This is a genomic window from Agrobacterium sp., from assembly GCF_059499945.1.
This window is the reverse complement of the sequence record NZ_JCABZP010000003.1, coordinates 118,857-140,623: the sequence shown is the minus strand read 5'-3', so window position 1 is coordinate 140,623 and position 21,767 is coordinate 118,857. Positions and strand designations below refer to the sequence as shown.

Genomic DNA, 21,767 nt, shown 5'->3' with positions numbered 1-21,767 from the left:
TATTGGAGAAAATGATGACGACGCGTGTAATTGAAGGGGATGATGTTGAGGCAACATCCATTTCCCCGGCTTTGACTTTCCTCTTGGCGACAGCCTGCGGACTGATTGCCGCCAACCTTTATTATGGCCAGCCGCTTGCCGGCATTATCGGGGCGGAACTTGGTCTTTCCGCCGGCGCTACCGGCCTTATCGTGACGCTAACGCAGATCGGTTACGGTATCGGTCTGCTGTTTGTCGTGCCGCTCGGCGATCTCGTTGAAAACCGCAAGCTGGTCGTCAGTTCCGTCGCGATGGCGGTGCTTTCCCTTGTGGGAGCGGCATTCGCGCCGCATGCGGCCCCGTTTCTGATTGCGGCCTTTCTCGTCGGCGTCAGTTCGGTCGCGGTACAGGTCATCGTTCCCTATGCCGCCCATATGGCGCCGCACGCCATTCGCGGCAGGGTCGTCGGCAATGTCATGAGCGGGCTGATGGCCGGCATCATGCTGGCGCGGCCGGTATCCAGCCTCCTGTCGGAAGTGGTGTCATGGCGCGGTGTTTTTCTGACATCTGCGGCAGTCATGGCGCTTCTTGCCGTGGTGCTTTTCCGGCTTCTGCCCACCCGCATGCCCGATGCGCGGCTGAGCTATGGGGCCTTGATGGCCTCGATGGGCCGGCTGGCGCTTCACACGCCGATCCTGCGGCGGCGGGCGATCTATCATGCCTTCCTGTTTGCGGCTTTCAGCCTGTTCTGGACCACGACGCCGCTTTATCTGAGCGGACCGCATTTTAATCTGAGCCAGGGTGAGATTGCGCTCTTTGCACTGGCCGGTGCGGCCGGCACCGTGGCCGCGCCAATCGCCGGGCGGATGGCCGATCGCGGCTGGACGCGTGCGGCCACCTTCTTTGCACTGGTGGCGGTGGCGCTCTCCTTCGCCGTCACCCATCTGGCGCCTGAAGGCTCACATCTGGCGCTCGCCATTCTGGTCGTCGCTGCCATCGTTCTGGATTTCGGCGTCACCACCAATCTGGTGCTCGGCCAGCGGGCGATCTTTACGCTCGGAGCGGAATTCCGCAGCCGCCTGAACGGCATCTACATGGCGACGTTCTTCATGGGCGGTGCGATCGGTTCCGCCGTGGGCGGCTGGGCCTATGCTGTCGGCGAATGGCAGGCCGCCTCGTGGATCGGCTTCGCCTTGCCGGTGGCGGCCCTTCTATATTTCCTGACGGAAAAGCGCGACTGAAACTCCATCAACGAAAAAAGCCCGGCGGACCAAACCGCCGGGCTTTTTCTTTTTTTGTTCCAGTCAATCTATTCCGCGAATTCGACCACCACGCCGGGACGGACCATTTTCGCCAGTTCGGTCGCATCCCAGTTGGTCAGGCGGATACAGCCGTGGCTGTTGGTCTTGCCGATCTTGGACGGTTCCGGCGTGCCGTGAATGCCGTAGGTCGGCTTCGACAGGGCAATCCAGACCGTGCCGACCGGGCCGTTCGGACCCGGCGGGATCTGCAGGATCTTGTCGTTCTGGCCCTGCTTGAAGTTGATCTTCGGATTATAGGTGTAGCCCGGATTGAGCGCGATGCGCTCCACCGTATGCGTGCCGCTCGGCGACGGCGTATCCGTGGAGCCGATGGTGGCGGGATAGGCGGCGATCAGATTGCCGTCCTGACCATAAGCGAAGACCTGTTTGATGCCCTTGTGTGCAACGATACGGGCGACCTGCCCCTTCTTCGTCTCACCCGGATTGACCACCTTGATGATGGTGCCGGGCACGGAGAAATCGATGCCGGGGTTCAGTTCCTTCAGGTAGTTCTCATCCATGTGGAAGCGTTCGGCCAGCGCCTCGGACGTGGAGGTGAAGGAGAGGGCCGGCAATTGTGATTTTGCGGCATAGTCGTCCGGAATGGAGGCGACATAGGGACCGGCGGCGTCGGCGGCGGTAATCGTATAATCCACGATCGGCATGCCGCCGGAGGCGCGAAGCCGCTCCAGAATATCATCGGAGTTGTTCGGATCGAGCTTTTCGCCGGTCATGTCCTGCCAGGCGGCAATCGCCTTGTTGACGTTGTCGCCCATCTTGCCGTCGATGACGCCGGGCGAGATGCCCTCGCGATCAAGGAAGGTCTGCAGCGCGACGATTTCCTGACGCGAGCGGTTGACCGGTGTGGTCACCGGCGTATGCCGCTCAATCAGGTGATCCGGCTGCGGAACGGCGGCCGTGGTGCTCTCGCCGGGCATCGGCTGACCGAGTGGGCCGCTTTCAACCGCGCCGGGCGCGGGAACGGAACCGGTATAGAAATTGTCGTCGGAGCCGTCGCCGCGATATTCGCGGTAATCGCGCACGCTGCCATTGTCCTGATAGCCATAGTCGCGCTGCGGCTCGCGATACTGGCCGCCGGGGGCGGGCGGATAATAGGTGGTGTCGCGCTGGCGTGCCTGCTGACGCTGCTGATAACCGGAGGGCATTTCGGTGGCCAGGAGATTGCCGTACTGGTCGTAAAACACCGTGCGACCCATCGCATCACGGCTGATGACGATATCACCGCGCTCCGGCATGAAGTCGAGCACACGACCGTCCGGAGTGACCAGCATTGTCTGCTGTTGGTCGCCATAACGCTGCTGCGCACCAGCCTGCAGCGGGGCGAAAACCGCCACCAGCGCGACCGTCAGACCCAGAGCTGCGTTAAGAAACTGTTTCACGATTCTGCTATCCCTTGCTTGTTCACCGATAAACACACCGCAATCTTGACCCTATTGTGAAAAAGGTGAATTCGCGGTTAATGCAATCTTAATTTCCGTCACGGTTAGTAGCGTTTCCGTGAACCATGCGTTTTTAGTGCCACAGGGAGGTTATCTTGCGTTCGTTTCAGGCTGGCAGGTCGCCACGCATTTTCCTCGATGAAACCTCCGTTTTCGATATCGGCGCCTGCGTCGTCGATGGCATTGATATCGCGCCCGGCCGCGCCATTCCCGATGATGGCGATGCGCGTATCGACCATTCGCTGGAAGGCTTTCTGTTCACCTGCGGTCCCGACCATATCCGCCATCCCGAACCGATCGACGGCGACGGTGAGGGGCGTCGATATCCGCTGCATGGCTCCTTCTCCTCGCATCCCGCGACGATCATCGTCTTTGATGTTCAGGAGTCCAATGCGCTGGCGCGTGTCGAGGTTCCCGTGAAGCTTGCCGATGGTGGCACAGCGCTGCTGGAACGGACATGGAGCATCGATGGCGAAAGCGGTGAAGTCAGCCTTGATGACAGGATCGTCAATACGTCCGAGCGGCCGATCCCGGTGTTCCTGATGTATCACATGAATGTCGGCGCCCGCCTGTTTGACGATGCCGTGCGGCTCGAAGGCGCGATGCTGGAGGGCGGCGGCCATGGCTGGCGTTTTGGCGAGGAGCCGGGCAATGTTTTCTGTGTCTCTGCTGGAAAAGATGAATGGGCGGAATTGAAGCTTGGGCCGATTGCGGCCATCAGCGGGAAGACGCTGACCGTGCGTTTTCGCACGGACACGCTGCCCTATCTGCAGATGTGGCGTAACCAGCAGGAGCCCGCCAATGTGCTCGGCATCGAGCCGGTTTCGCATCGCTGGGTGGGGCGTAGCCAGCTTGAGGCGGCGGGCGAGTTCAATATTCTTCAGCCGGGCGAAAGCCGTTCCTTCGGCCTGCGCTTTTCCATCCTCTGAGCTGTACCGAATGAAGGCCACGCATCATTGACGCATGGGGTTTGACCGCTTACATCGGATGCGGATTTAAGGATGACAGCCAGCGGCGCGGACGCCGGTTTCAGCGGAGGTATGACATGGATATCAGGCGCATAGACGACGAATATTCGGTAACGGGACAGATCAGCGTTGCTGATCTGGACGAGATCAAGGCGCTCGGCTTCAAGTCGATCGTCTGCCACCGCCCCGACGGCGAAGAAGAGGGCCAGCCGCTTTTTGCCGATATTGCCGAGCGTGCCGAGCAGCTTGGCCTCACCATCATGCATGTGCCTGTTGGACGTTACGGCGTCGACGCCGATGCCGTTACGGGCATGGTGGATGCGCTGGACGAATTGCAGCGCCCGATGCTTGGTTATTGCCGCTCCGGCGCGCGCTCGACGGCGATCTACGAAAAGACCCATCACCTGCGCGGCTGATTTTCCGCGCATCTAGATTTTTAATGCCAATCAACAGGAGTTTTCCATGACCATCAAGCGTATCGAGCCGGGCAAGCGCATGAGCGGCGCCGTCGTTCACGGCAACACCGTTTACCTGGCCGGCCAGGTTGGCGAAGGCACTGGTGTGACCGAGCAGAGCAAGTCGGCTCTCGCTGAAGTCGATCGCCTGCTGGCCGCTGCCGGTTCCGACAAGTCGAAGATCCTGCAGACCATCATCTACCTCTCCGACATGTCCACCTTCGGCGAAATGAACGCCGTCTGGGAAGGCTGGATCGACCCGGCAAACCCGCCGGCCCGCGCCACCAGCGAAGCAGCGCTTGCGACGCCGGACTACAAGGTTGAATTCATCGTGACCGCTGCTCTCTGAGCAACGGTTTGATTTCTGAGAAAAGGCCGGGTTGCGGATTGCAGCCCGGCCTTTTTTGATGGGATGGGGTCAAAAAACTCTCCCCGTCATGCCGGGCTTGACCCGGCATCCAGCCACGCCGCGCCTGCGCCGTAAAAAGAGTCTTCTGCGATCAAAGACTTGATCGCGCTGGACCCGGATCCAGTCCGGGGTGACGGGGCGACATGGCCACAAAATGCCAAGTAGAAGCAATTTCATGGTTTTTGAATCGCTTGCGCCTGTCACCTCACCGGCTAAGCAAGCGCCTTCTCAAATTGCTTCAACGTCGTCACCCGCTCAGCAAACCACAGCCGCGCCAGATCGCTGGCCGAGGCGAGATCGATTCCATCCGGGTCGATGGAGGTGATCGTCCAGCGGCCTGATTTTGCGCCGGCCAGAACGGCAAGCCGGGATGCTTCGCCCTTGATGGCGTTGAGGCGGGTCGCTTCGCTTTCCGCCGCCGCCATCAACTCTTCCGCACCTGATAGATCGGTGCGCAGATCGGCTGGCGTGATGTTGCTGGCGTTGCGGGCCGGGCCGCCATTGATCTGCACGCCCTCTGTCCGCAGCCGGTAAAGCCGCGTATCGGGCAGGGAGAGATAGAGCTTGGCCTTGGGATAACGGGCAATGTAGCGCCCGATGGCGAGTGGAACTTCATCCGGGCCGATTTGTTCCGCCTTGCCCACCAGTGTCAGCCTTGGCAGCGTCAACGCATCGCCCTTGCCGAAGGGGGCGAGTGTCAGCGAGATGCGCGGGTCGGCCTCCATGTTGCGGGCGTGCAGCGTCAGCCCGGCCGCGAAGAAGAACGGCGTGCCATCCGGCTCGATGCCGATATTGGTTGCGGTCGTATAGGGATAACCGCTGACGGGATCGAGAGTGGCGAGCGCTGCCGTGCGGGATGTGTGCAGCACGTCGCGGGCTACGCGCACCGCCTCGAAAGGCGCGCCGGCCGAGGGTTCGATCTTCGCGCCGCGTGGAGTGATGACGGGAGGGGCTGCGTCCGGCATGTCGTATCCTAAGCTGTGAGTCTCAGTCAGGATTTACACCATGCCGGAGCCGTGTCCATCACCAATATCGGAGGGCAATGTCAGGTGCGGGTCCTGATCTGCGTCAGGGTACGTGTCGGCGTGATCGCTTCCGCATCCAGCTTTACTTCGATGATGGCCGGCTTGCCGCTTGCACGGGCCCGTTCGAAGGCGGCGGCGAAGTCTTCGGTCTTTTCCACCGTTTCGCCGTGGCCGCCATAGGCCTTGGCAAAGGCGTTGAAATCCGGATTGACGAGATCGGTGCCGCTGACACGGCCGGGATATTCCCGCTCCTGATGCATGCGGATGGTGCCATAGGTGCCGTTATTGACCAGCACGGTGATGATCGGCAGCCCGTAACGCACGGCGGTGATGAACTCCTGTCCGTGCATCATGAAACAGCCGTCACCTGCAAAGCAGATCACCTCACGCTCCGGGAAAAGGTGCTTCGCGGCAACCGCCGCCGGCAGGCCGTAACCCATCGAGCCTGATGTTGGCGCCGATTGCGTGTTGTAGCGACGGAAACGATGGAAGCGATGCACCCAGGTCGCATAGTTGCCCGCGCCATTGGTAAAGATCGCATCCTCGGGCACATTGGCCTCGATCCAGTCCATGATCGGACCCATCTGCACCGCGCCGGGGCCGGTCTGTGGTGGCGTGGACCAATTCAGATAGGCCGCATGCATGGCGGCGGTGCGGTCCGCCCATGCGGCATTTGCAGAAAGCGTGAGCGAGGAGAGGGCGCTAACGAAATCATCCGGCGCGGCGCAGATTGCCAGATCCGGTCGATAAACGCGGCCAAGTTCTTCCGCTTCCGGATAGATATGGACGAGTTTCTGCGACGGGTAGGGGATGTCGAGCAGCGTATAGCCGGAAGACGGCATTTCGGAGAGGCGGCCGCCGAGCAGAACCACGAGGTCGGATTCCTTGATCTCCTTCGCCAGCGCCGGGTTGATGCCGATGCCGACATCGCCCGCATAGGAGGAGCTCAGATGATCGAACAGCATCTGGCGGCGGAAGGAGCAGCCGACGGGAAGTTTGTGCTTTTCCGCAAAAGCCTTGAAGCCTGCGACGCTTTCCTCGGACCAGCGCGTGCCGCCGATGATGAAGACCGGGCGCTTTGCCTCATCAAGCATTTTTGTGAAGGCGGCCATCTGCGACGGGCCGGGATGTGCCTCGACGGGTGTGTAGGGCTTCGCCTGGGGCGCTTCGACCTCTTCCACCAGCATGTCTTCGGGCAGCGTCAGCACCACCGGGCCGGGGCGGCCGGAGGTTGCGACGGCAAAGGCGCGGGTGACGAATTCGGGAATGCGGCGGGCGTCGTCGATCTCGCCCACCCATTTGGCGAATTCGGTGAAGGCGCGGCGATATTCCACTTCCTGAAAGGCCTCGCGCTCACGCGCTTCGCGCTGCACCTGGCCGATGAAGAGGATCATCGGAATGGAATCCTGCCTTGCGATATGCAGGCCGGCCGAGGCGTTGGTTGCGCCCGGACCGCGGGTCACCATGCAGATGCCGGGTTCGCCGGTCAGCCGGCCCCAGGTGTCGGCCATCATGGCGGCGCCGCCTTCCTGGCGGCAGACCACGGTTTCGATGCCGCTTTCATAAAGCGCATCCAGCACGGCGAGATAGCTTTCGCCCGGAACGCAGGAAACGCGGGAGACGCCATTGGCTTTCAGCGCTTCGACGATCAATTGCCCGCCTGTTCTTTTCATTCCGGCTGCAGTCATGGCGTCGTGGTCCTTTCGATGTTTTCCAGTTCGGCCAGCACCTGCGCCTGATGTTCGCCGAGCTTCGGGCTCGGGCGTTCATAGCGCAGCGGCGTTTGCGACATGATAATCGGTGTGCGGACACCGGGGATGACGGTGCCGTCTTCGGCCTCCAGATCAATGCGAAGACCACGTGCCTGAACCTGTGGATCGGCGAACATTTCCTCGATGGAGTTGATCGGCCCGGCCGGGACGGCGTTCTTTTCGCAGGCGGTCAGAAGATCGCGCTTCTGCCATTTCAAGGTTTCCGTGGACACGATCTGCCGGACTTCTGCTTTATGGGCCACGCGGGCCTTGTTCGTCGCGTAACGTTCGTCATCGGCAATCGCACCGATGCCGAGAATATTGCAGAGGCGGCGGAACTGGCCGTCATTGCCGACCGCGAGGATGAGGAAGCCATCGGCCGTCGGCACCACCTCATAGGGGGAAATATTCGGGTGGGCGTTGCCGAGTCGGACGGGAGGCTTGCCGGAAATCAGGTAATTCATGTTCTGGTTGGCCAGCACGGCCGATTGCACGTCGAGAAGCGCCATGTCGATGTGCTGGCCTTCGCCTGATCGAATGGCGTGGATCAGGGCTGCCTGAATGGCTGACACGGAATAGATGCCGGTAAAGATATCGGCAACCGCAACACCCGCCTTCATCGGCTGTCCGTCGGCTTCGCCCGTGATCGACATGAAGCCGGACATGCCCTGCACGATATAGTCGTATCCGGCGAGATCGGCATAAGGCCCGGTCTGGCCGAAGCCGGTGATGGAGCAATAGATCAGCTTCGGATTGAGCGCCCGCAGGCTCTCGTAATCGAGGCCATATTTGGCAAGCCCGCCGCGCTTGAAATTCTCGATGACGACATCGGCGGTGCGCACCAGCCGGCGCACCAGCTCACAACCCTCGGGCGTCTTCAGATCGGCAACGATGGAGCGTTTGCCGCGATTGGTGGCGTGATAGTAGGCGGCGGAGAGGTTTTCTCCATCGGCATCTTCGACGAAGGGCGGGCCCCATGCGCGGGTATCGTCACCGCCCTCGGGGTTTTCCACCTTGATGACATCAGCGCCCATATCGGCCAGCATCTGCCCTGCCCAGGGACCGGCCAGAACACGCGCCAGCTCGATGACGCGAATGCCTGATAGCGGCGGTTTCCTGTTCGGCATGTCGGTCATCTGTCCCCCGGTATTTGTGTCTGCCGGTTTATAGACCGCTGCTTGCCGCGTCGCATGTGATTTTATCTCATGGACTTATTCCGTTTCGGCAAAGGCCGCCTCAATCGCCGACGACGCGCCCGCACCAGGCGGCGAAATCCGCCGCCACGGCCTGCCAGCCGATCTCGTTCAAGGTCTCGTGCCGCATGCCCTTGTAGATCGTGTGCTCGACATGGCTGAAACCGGCCTCCCGGAAACGCTCCGCCAGCCAGACGATCTCTTGGCCGTCATTGGTGGCGGCGTCCTGATCGCCGCTGACAAGCAGAAGCGGCAAGGCTTTTGGCAGGCGCCCGATGAGTTTCGGTGCGCGAAAGGACATTTGGAAAACATCCTGCCACAGGGAAACACTGGCCTCGAACTGGCAGAGCGGGTCCTCCACATAGGCGTCCACCGCCGCCCTGTCGTGGCTCAGCCAGTCGGCATGGGTGCGCCTTTCCGGCATTCGGGCATTCCATGCGCGGAAGGTTGCCTTCGGCAGAATGGCGCTCGGCACATCCGAGCCTTTCAGCATTTTTTCCAGCCGCAGCAGCACCTGCGCGACACGGCCCATGAGGCCGGGATTGAGATTGGAATTCCAGATCGACAGGCCGTCGAAGGCATCCGGATGGCTGACGGCGGTGTTAAGCGCCACGAGGCCACCCATGGAATGGCCGAACAGGATCACCGGCAGGCCGGGGTGCCTTTCGCCAACCATCCGGCGCATCGCCATGACATCGGCAACGACCTTTTCCGCGCCGTCCTTCCAGCCAAAACGGCCGAGAGGCGCATCTGCCGCTCTCGTGCGGCCATGGCCGCGATGGTCGTGGGCATAGACTTCGAAACCCTGCTTCGACATCACATCCGCGAACCGGCGATAGCGGCCTGCATGGTCAACCAGCCCGTGGCAGATCATCAGCACGCCGCGCGCCGGGGAAAGGGCGGAGGGCTGGTGGCGAAAGGCGATGGATGCGCCGGAGGGGGCTTCCAGTCTCTCAATACGGCTGAAGGCCAAGTCGTCGGTCGTTTCATTCATGATCGCGCCTGTCCTGCCATAACATCCCTTGTCATAATCATGGGGTCATAATCGTGCCAGAGGTTGCCCCAAGGCCCTAATTACCCTACATAGCGGCAAATTTCCCGATACGTACTCTTAAAAATCCGATGTGGAGCATTCGCTACAATGGCACGTCAATTCATCTATCACATGGCCGGGCTGAACAAGGCCTATGGCGCGAAGAAGGTTCTGGAGAACGTTCATCTCTCCTTCTACCCCGACGCCAAGATCGGTATCCTCGGCCCGAACGGCGCCGGTAAGTCGACTGTTTTGAAGATCATGGCCGGTCTCGACAAGGAATATACCGGCGAGGCATGGCTGGCCGAAGGCGCGACGCTTGGTTATCTCGAGCAGGAGCCGAAGCTCGACGAAAACAAGACCGTGATGGAAAACGTCATGGAAGGCGTGGCGAGCAAGACGGCAATCGTCGACCGCTACAACGAATTGATGATGAACTATTCCGACGAAACGGCGGATGAGGGCGCGAAGCTCCAGGACATCATCGACAGCCAGAACCTGTGGGACCTCGAAAACCAGGTCGAAATGGCCATGGACGCCCTGCGTTGCCCGCCCGGTGACTCAGCCGTAACAGGCCTTTCCGGTGGTGAACGCCGCCGCGTGGCGCTGTGCCGCCTGCTGCTGTCGCAGCCGGACCTGCTGCTGCTCGACGAACCGACCAACCACCTTGATGCGGAAACCATTGCGTGGCTTGAAAAGCACCTGCGCGACTATCCCGGCGCCGTGATGATGATCACCCACGACCGCTACTTCCTCGACAACGTCACGGGCTGGATTCTCGAGCTCGACCGCGGCCGCGGCATTCCCTATGAAGGCAACTACTCCGCTTACCTGCAGGCGAAAGCCAAGCGCATGCAGCAGGAAGCCCGCGAAGATGCATCGCGCCAGAAGGCAATCAGCCGCGAAAGCGAGTGGATCGCCTCCAGCCCCAAGGCACGCCAGACGAAATCCAAGGCCCGTATCAAGGCCTATGACGAACTGGTGGAAGCAGCTGAAAACCGCCGTCCCGGCGACGCGCAGATCGTTATTCCGGTTGCCGAGCGTCTTGGCCGCGTTGTCATCGAGGCCGAGAACCTCACCAAGTCCTATGGCGACCGCGTGCTGATCGAAAACCTTTCCTTCAAGCTGCCGCCCGGCGGCATCGTCGGCGTTATCGGTCCGAACGGTGCGGGTAAGTCCACGCTGTTCAAGATGATCACCGGTCAGGAACAGCCGGATAGCGGTTCGGTAACTGTCGGCGAGACGGTTCAGCTCGGTTATGTCGACCAGAGCCGCGATACGCTGGCGGGTGACAAGACCGTCTGGGAGGAAATCTCCGGCGGCAACGACATCATCAAGCTCGGCAAGTTCGAAGTGAACTCGCGCGCCTATTGCGGCGCCTTCAACTTCAAGGGCGGCGATCAGCAGCAGAAGGTCGGCAACCTCTCGGGTGGTCAGCGTAACCGCGTGCACCTCGCCAAGATGCTGAAGGCCGGCGGCAACGTGCTGCTGCTCGACGAACCGACCAACGACCTTGATACGGAAACGCTGGCAGCGCTTGAAGAAGCGCTGGAAGCCTTCGCCGGCTGCGCCGTTATCATCAGCCACGACCGCATGTTCCTCGACCGCCTGGCCACCCACATCCTCGCTTTCGAGGGTGACAGCCATGTGGAATGGTTCGAAGGCAACTTCGAAGACTACGAAAAGGACAAGGTCCGCCGCCTCGGCCCGGAAAGCATCAAGCCCGGCCGCGTGAGCTACAAGCGCCTGACACGCTGATCCTTTCATCATCTCTTCAAGAAAGGCCCGCCGTAAAGCGGGCCTTTTTCCGTGTAATAAGTGGACATGATCGTCTCGCACGACACTTTACGCTTGCATCGAACGCCACATCGACATAAAGATATCTTTATATCTTGATTAGCTTGCGAGGCACGGCAGAGTGACGTTCGGTCTGGACAAATTGGTGGATCTGTTGAAAGCGGCGGGTGAGACGACACGCTTTCGCTTGCTTGCGCTTCTGGCGGCAGGCGATCTGACGGTTACCGATCTTACCGAAATCCTCGGCCAGTCGCAGCCGCGTATCTCCCGTCACCTCAAGCTTTTGACGGAAGAGGGGCTTATCGAGCGTTATCAGGAAGGCGCATGGGCCTATTTCCGTTTGCGGCAGGATGGCGAACCTGCGGGTGTCGTTCGGCAGCTGCTTGGCGCCGCGTCGCCGTCGGATGCCGTTCTCCAGCGTGACAGTGAACGGCTTGCCACTGTCAAGCGGGTGCGGGCGGAGCGGGCGCAGGATTATTTCAGCCGCAATGCTTCCGCCTGGGACGAACTGCGTCGCCTGCATGTCAGTGACGAGGCCGTGGAAGGCGCGCTCCTGAAGCTGGTGGGCACCACGCCTGTCGATTCGCTTCTCGATCTGGGCACCGGTACCGGCCGTATCCTGCAGCTTCTGAGCGGCATCTATCGCCGCGCGATCGGCGTCGATGCCAGCCGTGACATGCTGTCGGTGGCGCGTGCCAATCTCGACAAGGCGGGCGTGGTCAATGCCTCGGTCCGTCATGGCGATATTCTCAATCTGCCGCTGGAAGGACAGGATTTCGATCTGATTGTTATCCATCAGGTCCTGCATTTCCTCGACCAGCCGGAAATCGCGCTTTCGGAAGCCGCGCGCATGCTGCGTCCCGGTGGGCGGCTGATCGTCATCGACCTTGCGCCGCATTCCTTCGAATATCTGCGCGATGAACATGCGCATGTGCGGCTCGGTTTCTCGCATCCGCTGATGGAAGAATGGCTGAAAAAGGCCGGACTTGCTCCGGACCGCGCCGTCGATCTTCATTCTGAAAAAGCGTCTGACGAAGCTCTGGACGTGACGATCTGGGTTGCCCGAGACCAGCGGCTGCTGATGGCAGACGATGTGGTGCAAGAGGCCGTTTTACTTGCTGCCGGGAGGGCATGATATGTTGAGGTCGGAAACCGCACGCCGTGATGGCGATATCCGGTTGTCTTTCGAATTTTTCCCGCCCAAGAATGCCGAGATGGAAACCCAGCTCTGGGAAACGGTTGCCGAGCTGAAGAAGTGGGATCCGGATTTCGTGTCCGTCACCTATGGCGCCGGTGGATCCACAAAAGCGCCGACACTGGATGCGGTGCGCCGCATGATCGGTGACAGCCATCTGTCGACCGCAGCACATCTGACCTGCGTGGATGCCAGCCGTGAGGACGTGCATCAGGTCATAGAAGAGTTCCGTAACGCCGGCGTTCGCCATTTCGTGGCGCTGCGTGGCGATCCCTCCACCGGCATCGGCACGGCTTACCAGCCGCATCCGGAAGGTTACGAGAACGCGGCGGCTCTGGTGAAGGGACTGCGCGAGATCGGCGATTTCGAGATTTCCGTTTCGGCCTATCCGGAAAAACATCCCGAGAGCGCGAGCGATGCCGTTGATATCGATATGCTGAAGCGCAAGGCGGATAATGGCGCGACGCGTGCGCTGACGCAGTTCTTCTTCGATAACGACGTGTTCGAGCGCTATATGGAGCGGGTGACGGCGGCGGGGATCACCATACCGGTGGTTCCGGGCATCATGCCGATCCAGAACCTCACCCAGCTCAAGCGTTTCGCCGGCCGTTGCGGCACCAGCGTTCCCGGTTTCCTGGATGAGCGTTTTGAAGGCTATGACGACGATCTGGAGGGTCGTGCCCGCGTGGCTGCGGAGGTTGCCGCCGAACAGATCGCCGATCTTCAGCGTCGCGGTGTCAATGAGTTCCACCTCTACACCATGAACCGCGCGCCGCTGGTCGACGCTGTGCTTGAAAATCTTGGGCTGGAGCGTCTGCGCCGCAGCGCCGCCTGACTTAAAGCAGCAGAGTACCGACATGAAAAAAGCGCAGGTCCCTCGGGGCCTGCGCTTTTTAAACTCGTGTCATCTACGGTTCTTATCTGCGTTTGGTCTTCACGTCGCGTCAGATGAAAAGCATCATCGCTACGAACAAAAACGCCAAACCGACTGCCAAGGCATTGAGAGATTTTGTAAGTCCCATGGGTGCCTCCTCTTGTTGACAGGTTCGATAATATGACCGTTTTGTGGCGGTTGAAAAGCGGTTTTTGTGATGCAGTGCAGCACGTCGCCAGGCGATATAAAAAAGGATTTTCTGTAATTAATTGAAAATAAAAGATTATTTTCTTATCACGCAGTGCTTCATATGTTTAAAAAAAGTAAATGACCGGGGTGTTATCCCCAGTCATCAGGTCGAGATTAACACTTTATGCCTTGATTCCGGCCGATAGATTAAAGGCCGGAAGGCGCCGTTAAGATTGCTTAAAGCGCCTGCAGAAGTGCGGTAGACGGCCAGCCATCGGCGGGCAGTCCGAGACGCTGCTGCTCCTTCTGGATGGCGACGCGGGTGCCGGAACCGAGAATGCCATCCACCTTGCCGACATTGTGTCCGCGCGCTTCGAGCTTGGTCTGAAGCTCCTTCATCGTCGCGTCATCGAAACCGGGCTCCGGATTGCCCTTGTTGTAAACGGGGGAGCCCATCAGGCGGGTGGCGAAATACGCGGCCGAGGTCGTGTAGATGAACGACTGGTTCCATTCCAGATAGATGTTGAAGTTCGGATAGGTGATGAAGGTCGGTCCCTTGCGCCCCTGCGGCATGATGAGGGCCGCGGGCAGGGTGGCGAAGTTCTTGTTGCCGTCGCGCGGGGTTACGCCCAGCGCGAACCAGTCACCGGCGGTCAGCGGGCCGCCAAGGCCGGACTTTTCCCAGGGCAGGTTTTCCGGCAGCGACACTTCCTGGATCCAGGGTTCGCCCTTCTTGAAACCGAGATGCTGGATGAATTTCGCAGCCGTCAGGATCGCATCCGGGGCGCTGCTCTTGACGTTGATGTGACCGTCGCCATCACCATCGACGCCGAAGGCGATGATGTCCTTGGGCAGCATCTGCACCTGGCCGATTTCACCGGCCCACGCACCGGTGTTGGCAGCGGGATCGAGATCGCCATGCTGGACCATTTCGATCAATGCCAGTAGCTGCGGGCGGAAGAGTTCCGGGCGGCGGCAATCATGCGAAAGGGTCACCAGCGCGTTACGGGTGTTGAAATCGCCCTGCACGGCGCCAAAATCCGTCTCCATGGCCCAGAAGGCGGCGATGACGCCGGCCGGTACACCATATTCACCTTCGGCGCGGGCGAAGGTGGAGGAGAGTTCCTGCAGCTTCTTGCGGCCGATATCCAGACGGGCCTGGCTGACGGTGCGCTGGGAGAATTCCAGGAAGGTCTGGCGGAAGACGCCCTGGGCGCGGTCACGCGAGAGCACTTTCGGATCGATCTGCGCGCCCGCAAGCGCCTTCTGAATAGCATCGGCCGGAATGCCCTTGGCGAGCGCATCGGCTTTCACGCCTTCAAGGAATGCGCCGAGATCGCCGCCGCAGGCAACCTGCTTGGGATCCTCAGGCGAGGCAACGGGCGGGGTGGCGAAGGCGGAGGCGGTGGAAAGAAGCGACAAAGCGGCGGCAAAAACGATGCTGCGCGACCGGAACGTGGGCATGGGAATTTCCTCGATAGGTTGTTAGCCCGCTTTACCCATATGTTTGCGACAAAAAAACGGACCGTGCGATCTGACGTTGCAGAACAACGCCGATTTTTCGAAAGTGTTGCTTCTTGGCCGTCTTATTTGGCCGAAGCAATCCATTTCCGCCAGTTTTTCTCCGTGCCGGCAAAGACATTGATGTCGGTTGGACCGTTTACGCCGGGCACGACGCCGGTTGCCGTATATTGCCAGAAGGCCCATTTGCGATCTTCGTAGATCTTGGCCGGATGGGCGGCAACGGAACGCACCCAGAAATGGTAATCCTTGAACTGACCGACGAGGTTGTCGCGGTGGAAATCAACAGAGGTATAGATGATCGGGCGCTTGCCATAATGGGCCTCGATACGATCAAGGAAACGCTGCATCTCGGTGCGAACGACGCCCGGCGCCGGGCGCGTCTTGCAGGTGGGCGAGGAGGGGTTCCACTCCACGTCGAGAACCGGCGGCAGGGTGACGGCATCCTTTGGCACGTTGCGAATGAACCAGTCCGCCTGGGCATCCGCTGTCGAGCAGAAATAATAGAAATGATAGGGCGCGTGCAGAATATCCGCGGCTGCCGCGCTACGCCAATGGTCGCCGAACTTCGGATCGATGCGGTCCGATCCCTCTGTCGCCTTGATGAAGACGAAGGAAACACCTGACTTGCGGACGGTCTGCCAGTCGACATCACCATTCCATTTGGACACGTCGATGCCGTGCACCTCATGACGGTGCGGGTTGTTCATGCCGAAATCCTGCGGATCGGTATCGGAAAATTTCGGTTTGGAAACGGATGCGGTTTCCAGCAGGTCATAGCTGGTGGAGGTGCAGCCGCCGATCAACAGCAAAGCCGACAATAGTGCCGATAAACGCAGCCGCATTGGAATCCTGATGAAAATGTTGCCCATCCCACGGCAGCAAAATGGCGCGCCGTATCTCCCGATTTATGCATAACATGGTAAACAAACTGATATGGCAAGGGGCAACGTGCTTTTTGCACCCCGCAAGTCGCTGGATTCGAAGCGGTTTGCGGTTTTAACGCCGAAATCTGGCCCGGCAGGAGCCTTGAGGTCGCCCCCCCTTTGGCCCCCAAAGATTCGCACCGCCCCCGGGAATCAGGCGTCGGCCAATATGCGGTGGATTTTCGGCTGCTGCGCTTCAACGACCGGAAGTGTGATGACAGCCCGCCACGCATAGCCCCGGGCGATTTCCTCGAATTCGAGGTTACCGTCAAAACGGCCGGCCATATTGGCCAGAACATAGCGGAGATTGGCGCGGGGCGTAACGTGAAAGCGGGTGAGCCAGGCTTGCAGAAGCGTGCGGAACCAATTCGGCAACTGTTCCTGCTGGCCGAAATCGACAATATGCAGCGAACCGCCTGGTTTTACCGCCGTGAGCGCCTGTTCGATCGCCTTTTCCCAGTCCGGTATCATCGACAGCGCATAGGGGATCATGACGCGGTCGAAGCCTTCGGACTGGCCGAATTCAGAAGCACGGAAGGCGGTGGCATCGGCCACGCGCAGAATGGGGCGTTCCGCCTTGCCGGCGAAATTCTCGGAGGCGGTCAGTAGCATTTCGGCGGAAATGTCGAGGCCAAACAGTTTCGCGTCCGGAAACTTGCGGCTGGCCAGCAGCAGGTTGCGACCGGTGCCGCAGCCCACTTCCAGCAACGTGCCGCCCTTCGGCACGTTGAGGCCGGAAATGGTCCTGTCGCGGCCGAGAAGGTAATATTTGCGGGTTATATCGTAGATATGCCGCTGGTGGCGATACATGCGGTCCATCAGGCTCGCATGCGCGCTGTCTGCAAGGCCCACATTCTCGCCGATGGTTTTCATGCCATAGCCCTCTCGTAAATATGGAAGCCGCCGTAGATGGCCGAGCGGTCCATGGCGTTGAGCTCGTTGGAGCGCTCTTCGAGATAGACCCACTGGTTGCGGATATCAGGGGAAAGCCGACCTTCGATGACGCTCTTTTCGGCGGCGGTGCGAAAGATGATGCGTGCGCCCGAGGCGGCGGTGCGGCTGATCTGCGACCACAATTCGTTGAGCTGCACGTCCGTCATCCAGTCCTGCGCGTCGAGGAGGATGTAGCGGTCGACGGCGCTTGCCGGCTTGCGCGAGAGAAGCTCGGTATAGGTGGCGTGGTGCACTGCGACGCGCGCCGTGTTGTTGCGGATCGTCTCGTAATATTCCGGCTTGAGATAGGCAGGCAGTGCGCCTTCATGCGGCTCCGGGTAACGGCGCGCGAAGGCCTGCCAGGCGAAATAATTGTCGCTGAGCGGGAAGTTGCAGGCGAGCTTTTCGAGCCGCTCCTTCAGCACGGAGGCAACCGTGCCGTCGTCGGAAAGGCTTGCCAGCTCGTCATATTGTCGGGGCGGAATGCCGAGGCCGAAAAGCGAGCTTTTGCGCTTCGTCAGCCAGCGCACTACCGGCTTGTCGAATAGCGGTGCGACCTTGTTGTCGAAAAACTGGCGCTGTTCGTCCAGCGTCCGGGTCTTGGCCATTTCGGTGAGTTTCACGCCATGCAGCCGGGCCATGAGATGGCCGGCGCCGATGAAGCGGCCGAGCAGGCCGGTACGGTAGATGTTCCTGTCGAACACCGAGATGCGGCGGCGGCCGGAAAGGGTGCGCTTCGACCAGTAAGCCTTGGTCGTGGCGTCGAGATGCTCGGCGATGAAGCGGTCATAACCGTGGCTGTTGCTGCGGGTGTTGGCGCGGCCGAAATGGCGCACCACATCCTGATGGGCCGGCAGATGGCGAAACGCGGCAAGCTTCAGCTTGTTCAGCGCGATGTGATGCGGGTTGAGATCAACCACATCGATGCTGGCAGGGTTGCGGGAGAGATAGGCCAGCATGTTGCAGCCGCCTGAGCCGATGGTGACGATGCGGTGGCCTTCGCCAAGCTCCATCGCTTCCATGTCGATCTCAGGGTCTTCCCAGATCTGCGGATAGACGAGGCCGGAAAAGAGGACGCCGAAGAAGCGCTCGGACAATCCGCTTTTTGAGAGCGCCTTGTGCTGGAGCAATGCGGACTTCAGTTTTGTGTTCTTGCTGAAGCCGGTCTTGGGTGCCGCACTTGTCATATGTTCACCTCTCAGTCGATTGAGAGGCGTCTACAGCCGTGACACTACAATTTGATGACAGGGGCTGTGGGCAAAGGCGGGGAATAAAGGAGACGGTGGAAAACCAGCCCTTATCTCGGATTGCCGATAAGCTTCCATTGGATACGGCGTCATCCTCGGGCTGGTCCCGAGGATGACGAAAAAACGTCGCGGCGTTTATTTGGAAAAGCCGCTTAGCTGCACGGCGCTCCCAGCGCCGCCAGAGGCCATCACTTGCGCAGAACGTGCAGCATGCCCTTGCGCTTGGCATCGTAATAATAACCGCGTGCGTAAAGCCGGACGGCATTGTCGCGGTCGTTACCAGCCACAACCCATGCGCCGCGCAGATATTTGACGGCGTATTTGAGATTGGTTTCGGCATCGAAGAGGCCGGAGGCGGGGCCATCGAAGCCCATGGAGCGGGCCGTGGCGTGCCGAATCTGCATCAGGCCGAAATTGCCGCTGCTATAGGCGCCGGGATTGTATCGGCTCTCGCGCTGCACCACGCGGTGAACCAGATCTTCCGGCACATCATACATGGTGGCGTATTTGGTAATAAGGCCGCTCAGCTTTTCGCGTCCAGCCGGCGCGGAATTGAGCGGCGCCGTCATTGATTCGTTCTGCCGGATGGCGGCAAGTGCGGCATTGGTGGGGCCGGCGGCATAAGCCAGAACCGTGCTGTCCGGCTTCGGTAGCGGAATGACTTTGCGTTCCGCCGTCAGTTCGGTGCCGATGGAGGGCGAGCCGGGCGGCGGCGGTGCGGGAGGGAAGCTGCCCTTGATGGCAACCACCTGCGGCAGATCGGCGGCGGCATTGTGGGCAGCCGGCTTGGCCGCCGTTTCGATGGCTGCTGCCGCGGGAGCGGCACCTGTCGGCGCGAGTGCTGCAACGGCGGTGGGTGCGGATGTCGCCCCTGCGGCCTGAGCCACTTCCGTCTGGTGCGGCTGCATCTGGGCGGTGATGGCTGCGGCGGCTGCGATTTCGGACGCCGGCGGCAGGGCCACGCGTCCGCCCTTGACGGCGACGGCAGTGGGAAGTGCTGCTGGCTGGGAAGAGGTTGCGGTTTCGGCGGTCTGCACCGCTGATGCTGCCGAGGTTGCGCCCGCTGCGGCTTCGGCCGTTGCCGGCTGCGTCGATGTTTGCGCAGGAGTGGTAGCGGGATTGACCGTCGCGATCTTCGGGCCGTTAGGCCCTTCCTTCGCGGTATATTCGACGCTTGTGCATGCGCTCAATGCCAGTGCCAGACCCACGGTGGAAGACAGAAGAAGTGCACTTCTTCCGCGGAATTTGCCCGAATTTCGCATGTTGCCGCCTTCGTTATGCCTGTCTTTCGATACCCCCGCGTCGAGCGAAGCAGGCAGTGTCCCGTCGAGCCTTCATTAACCTATTGTAAGGATAGCGGCAAGCCGGGACGTGGCGGCCCGGTTTTTCAGGCTGCGATGCGCCTGTATCCGGCGCTGACAGCGCGGCCGGAAATGAAGTGAGTGCGGTATTTCGGCCGGATTTTCTTGTCGCCCGACATGCGGCGCACCAGCGCGAGCGTCGGGCCTGCAAACAGCGCCTGCGCGGTCAGAATCACAAGCGCCAGAAGCAGGATGGCGGCCTGCGCCATGGCGAGCGTTTCAATTGTGTTGCCTGACGTGGAAACGAATTGTGGCAACAGCGCCAGAAAGAAAGTGAAGTAGCGCGGGCGCAAAGCGGCAATGGCGTAACAATCGCGGAAAATGCCGCTCCAGGATTTGCCCGGCAGATTGTCATTATCGGCATTGGCCGCTTGGGCGGCCGGCGTGGCGAAGGTCCACAACAGAAACAGCATCAGCCAGCCGATGCCGGCCCATTGCACGATTTCCACGAAGGATTGCGGCAGGTAGGCGAGACCGGCCACCGGAATGGCCGAAATCATCATGGCCGTGACGATGCCGAGCGCGCCGCCGACAGCGGAGGCGAAGACCGTCTTTTTGCCGCCGATGGCGGCATAGGAGGCAACAGAGAATACAAGGGGAGAGGGGAGTGCGAACACAACGGCACATGCTGCACAAAAAATCAGCCAGGCCTGTCCAGACATTCTCTTCCTCCTTGCCCTCCCTGTCGCCGTCTTATTTTAGACTATCGTAAAATCAGGCCGCTGTGAACGGCTGACCGACGTGTTCCATCACTTCGGTAAACCATTTTGCAGAGAGGTCGAAATGCTTTCCGCCCTTGATACGCGGAAACTCGATCGTCCGCAATTTGCCATTCTGGTCTTCGTCATGGCCGGTGACGCCGGAGACCTTGTTGAGCGCGCTTTCGACCGCGAGATCGACCATGCCCTGGATGAGGCGCAGATCGTCCCCATTGGCGGCGGCGGAGCGGGCGAAATAGCCTGATTTCTGCACCATGGAGCGTTCAGCACCGATGAGGCTGGCGAACTGCTTCTGGAACCAGCCGCCAACATTGATCGTGTCGATCTTGACGTGGCCGAAGGCGTCGCGCTTGACGGCCTCTCCGGACGCTTCGCGTTCGGCAACGATCGAATCAAGGCCGGCGCCTTCCGACACGAACAGCGTGACATAGCCGTTTTTGTCCATGATTTCCTTCAGGCGCTCGGCTTCCGCCTCGATGTCGAAGGCCATTTCCGGCAGGTAGATGCCGTCGATGTTCTTCATCTGCGTGTTCATCATCAGGCCTTCGACATATTCATTGCCGCTGGTCTTCTGGATATAGGCGCGGGCGGTGGCGGCCGTCAGCCAGCCGCAATGGCGGCCCATGACTTCGTGGATGACGAAGGTCTTCGGTGCAGCGCTCTGCTCGTTGCTGACATTGTCGAAAAAGGAGGCGCCGACTTCGGCGGCCGTCCAGGCGCCGAGCGACTGCTTGATCGGCACCACGTCATTATCCACCGTCTTCGGCAGGCCGACGACGGTGAGGTTATAGCCGTTCGCGCCGAGATAGGCGGCAAGGTCCGCAGCCGTCGTGTTGGTGTCGTCACCGCCGATGGTGTGGAGAATGGTGATGCCGTCGGCCGCCAGCCGGTCAGCGGCGACGCGCAGCGGATTGTCGCCTTCCTTGACCAGACCGCGCTTGGCGCAATCGGCGGCATTGGTGAGCTTGACGCGGCTGTTGCCGATCGGCGAGCCGCCGTAACGGTGCAGCAGATGCGCTTTTTCCCGCATGTCTTTGTTGATTTCGATACGGTCACCCAGAAGCACGCCCTGATAACCCGAGCGGTAAGCGATGATGTCGATCTCGGGCGCAATGTCGCTGTAACGCTCGATCAGGCCGCCCACGGCCGAAGAGAGACAGGGCGCAAGGCCACCCGCGGTCAGCATTGCGACTTTCTGTTTGGCCATCATGGCTCTCCTTTTCACATATACCCAAAGACATGTCTGGCAAATGGATGCGACAGCCGCGTGTAGGTGTAAAGTGAATTTATGAAGAAAAACGCGGATTTCTCGCGGTTTTTCAGCGGCTTGAGCAAAGTGGTGGAATATAATCGTTTCAATCGGCATAGCCGGTGGCCGGCTATCTGCCGTCTGTGGAAAACCGTGGTCCCATCGTCTGCCGCGCTCTTGTT

19 protein-coding genes are annotated in these 21,767 nt (G+C 60.4%); 7 read left to right on the top strand and 12 right to left on the bottom strand.

The features are described from left to right. The first annotated feature begins 14 nt into the window (after positions 1-14). Positions 15-1,220 (top strand): MFS transporter, encoded by a 1,206-nt coding sequence (locus tag AC5I5B_RS02775; protein WP_004430678.1) that lies wholly within the window; start codon positions 15-17, stop codon positions 1,218-1,220. Positions 1,221-1,288: 68 nt separating this feature from the next. On the opposite strand, the gene AC5I5B_RS02770 is transcribed toward AC5I5B_RS02775, so the two are convergent. Next, on the bottom strand, positions 1,289-2,680 hold the full coding sequence (locus AC5I5B_RS02770; RefSeq protein ID WP_004430680.1) for a L,D-transpeptidase family protein: 1,392 nt from the start codon (positions 2,678-2,680) through the stop codon (positions 1,289-1,291). 155 nt (positions 2,681-2,835) lie between these two features. On the opposite strand from AC5I5B_RS02770, the gene AC5I5B_RS02765 reads away from it, so the two are divergent. The 3 genes from AC5I5B_RS02765 (at position 2,836) to AC5I5B_RS02755 (ending at position 4,512) form a co-directional block, all read left to right on the top strand. Further along, positions 2,836-3,669: an aldose 1-epimerase family protein gene (locus tag AC5I5B_RS02765; RefSeq protein ID WP_111797218.1), complete on the top strand. Its 834-nt coding sequence runs from the start codon at positions 2,836-2,838 to the stop codon at positions 3,667-3,669. A gap of 116 nt (positions 3,670-3,785) precedes the next feature. After that, positions 3,786-4,124 carry a protein tyrosine phosphatase family protein gene (locus tag AC5I5B_RS02760; protein ID WP_004430682.1) on the top strand — a complete coding sequence of 113 codons (339 nt, stop codon included), beginning with the start codon at positions 3,786-3,788 and terminating at the stop codon, positions 4,122-4,124. A gap of 46 nt (positions 4,125-4,170) precedes the next feature. Next, positions 4,171-4,512 (top strand): RidA family protein, encoded by a 342-nt coding sequence (locus tag AC5I5B_RS02755; protein WP_006310481.1) that lies wholly within the window; start codon positions 4,171-4,173, stop codon positions 4,510-4,512. Between the two features lie 272 nt (positions 4,513-4,784). On the opposite strand, the gene AC5I5B_RS02750 is transcribed toward AC5I5B_RS02755, so the two are convergent. The 4 genes from AC5I5B_RS02750 to AC5I5B_RS02735 all read right to left on the bottom strand — a co-directional run bounded on the left by AC5I5B_RS02750 (position 4,785) and on the right by AC5I5B_RS02735 (position 9,535). Then, positions 4,785-5,537, bottom strand: coding sequence for a HugZ family pyridoxamine 5'-phosphate oxidase (locus AC5I5B_RS02750; protein ID WP_004430685.1), 753 nt, complete (start codon positions 5,535-5,537; stop codon positions 4,785-4,787). 80 nt (positions 5,538-5,617) lie between these two features. Continuing rightward, positions 5,618-7,285 carry a thiamine pyrophosphate-dependent enzyme gene (locus tag AC5I5B_RS02745; RefSeq protein WP_162695563.1) on the bottom strand — a complete coding sequence of 556 codons (1,668 nt, stop codon included), beginning with the start codon at positions 7,283-7,285 and terminating at the stop codon, positions 5,618-5,620. Then, the gene (gene caiB, locus AC5I5B_RS02740; protein WP_111834728.1) at positions 7,282-8,484 is read right to left on the bottom strand and encodes a succinate--glutarate CoA-transferase; all 1,203 of its coding nucleotides are present in this window, start codon (positions 8,482-8,484) and stop codon (positions 7,282-7,284) included. Before caiB ends, AC5I5B_RS02745 begins: the two co-directional genes overlap by 4 nt. A gap of 100 nt (positions 8,485-8,584) precedes the next feature. After that, the gene (locus AC5I5B_RS02735; RefSeq protein WP_162692596.1) at positions 8,585-9,535 is read right to left on the bottom strand and encodes an alpha/beta fold hydrolase; all 951 of its coding nucleotides are present in this window, start codon (positions 9,533-9,535) and stop codon (positions 8,585-8,587) included. Positions 9,536-9,682: 147 nt separating this feature from the next. Between AC5I5B_RS02735 and ettA the strand changes: the two genes are divergently transcribed. The 3 genes from ettA (at position 9,683) to metF (ending at position 13,401) form a co-directional block, all read left to right on the top strand. Beyond that, positions 9,683-11,332, top strand: coding sequence for an energy-dependent translational throttle protein EttA (ettA, locus tag AC5I5B_RS02730; RefSeq protein ID WP_004430692.1), 1,650 nt, complete (start codon positions 9,683-9,685; stop codon positions 11,330-11,332). Between the two features lie 160 nt (positions 11,333-11,492). Further along, positions 11,493-12,506 (top strand): ArsR/SmtB family transcription factor, encoded by a 1,014-nt coding sequence (locus AC5I5B_RS02725; protein WP_004430694.1) that lies wholly within the window; start codon positions 11,493-11,495, stop codon positions 12,504-12,506. A 1-nt stretch (position 12,507) separates the two neighbouring features. Beyond that, a complete protein-coding gene (metF, locus tag AC5I5B_RS02720; protein ID WP_004430696.1) occupies positions 12,508-13,401 on the top strand; it encodes a methylenetetrahydrofolate reductase [NAD(P)H] in 894 nt (297 codons plus the stop codon). 465 nt (positions 13,402-13,866) lie between these two features. Here the strand turns inward: metF and AC5I5B_RS02715 are convergent, their stop codons facing one another. From AC5I5B_RS02715 to AC5I5B_RS02685, 7 genes are all read right to left on the bottom strand, one after another. Beyond that, positions 13,867-15,093 carry a lytic murein transglycosylase gene (locus tag AC5I5B_RS02715; RefSeq protein ID WP_004430698.1) on the bottom strand — a complete coding sequence of 409 codons (1,227 nt, stop codon included), beginning with the start codon at positions 15,091-15,093 and terminating at the stop codon, positions 13,867-13,869. Between the two features lie 122 nt (positions 15,094-15,215). Continuing rightward, positions 15,216-15,995, bottom strand: a complete 780-nt coding sequence (locus tag AC5I5B_RS02710) for a glycoside hydrolase family 25 protein (protein WP_060725255.1) — start codon at positions 15,993-15,995, stop codon at positions 15,216-15,218. Positions 15,996-16,229: 234 nt separating this feature from the next. Continuing rightward, positions 16,230-16,949, bottom strand: a complete 720-nt coding sequence (locus tag AC5I5B_RS02705) for a class I SAM-dependent methyltransferase (protein WP_004430702.1) — start codon at positions 16,947-16,949, stop codon at positions 16,230-16,232. Next, positions 16,946-18,196 carry a BtaA family protein gene (locus AC5I5B_RS02700; RefSeq protein WP_060727415.1) on the bottom strand — a complete coding sequence of 417 codons (1,251 nt, stop codon included), beginning with the start codon at positions 18,194-18,196 and terminating at the stop codon, positions 16,946-16,948. Before AC5I5B_RS02700 ends, AC5I5B_RS02705 begins: the two co-directional genes overlap by 4 nt. A gap of 248 nt (positions 18,197-18,444) precedes the next feature. Then, positions 18,445-19,518 carry a lytic transglycosylase domain-containing protein gene (locus AC5I5B_RS02695; RefSeq protein ID WP_020009278.1) on the bottom strand — a complete coding sequence of 358 codons (1,074 nt, stop codon included), beginning with the start codon at positions 19,516-19,518 and terminating at the stop codon, positions 18,445-18,447. A 125-nt stretch (positions 19,519-19,643) separates the two neighbouring features. Continuing rightward, a complete protein-coding gene (locus AC5I5B_RS02690; protein WP_111834730.1) occupies positions 19,644-20,279 on the bottom strand; it encodes a LysE family translocator in 636 nt (211 codons plus the stop codon). Positions 20,280-20,331: 52 nt separating this feature from the next. After that, positions 20,332-21,543 carry a pyrophosphate--fructose-6-phosphate 1-phosphotransferase gene (locus AC5I5B_RS02685; protein ID WP_004430709.1) on the bottom strand — a complete coding sequence of 404 codons (1,212 nt, stop codon included), beginning with the start codon at positions 21,541-21,543 and terminating at the stop codon, positions 20,332-20,334. Between the last annotated feature and the right edge of the window lie 224 nt (positions 21,544-21,767).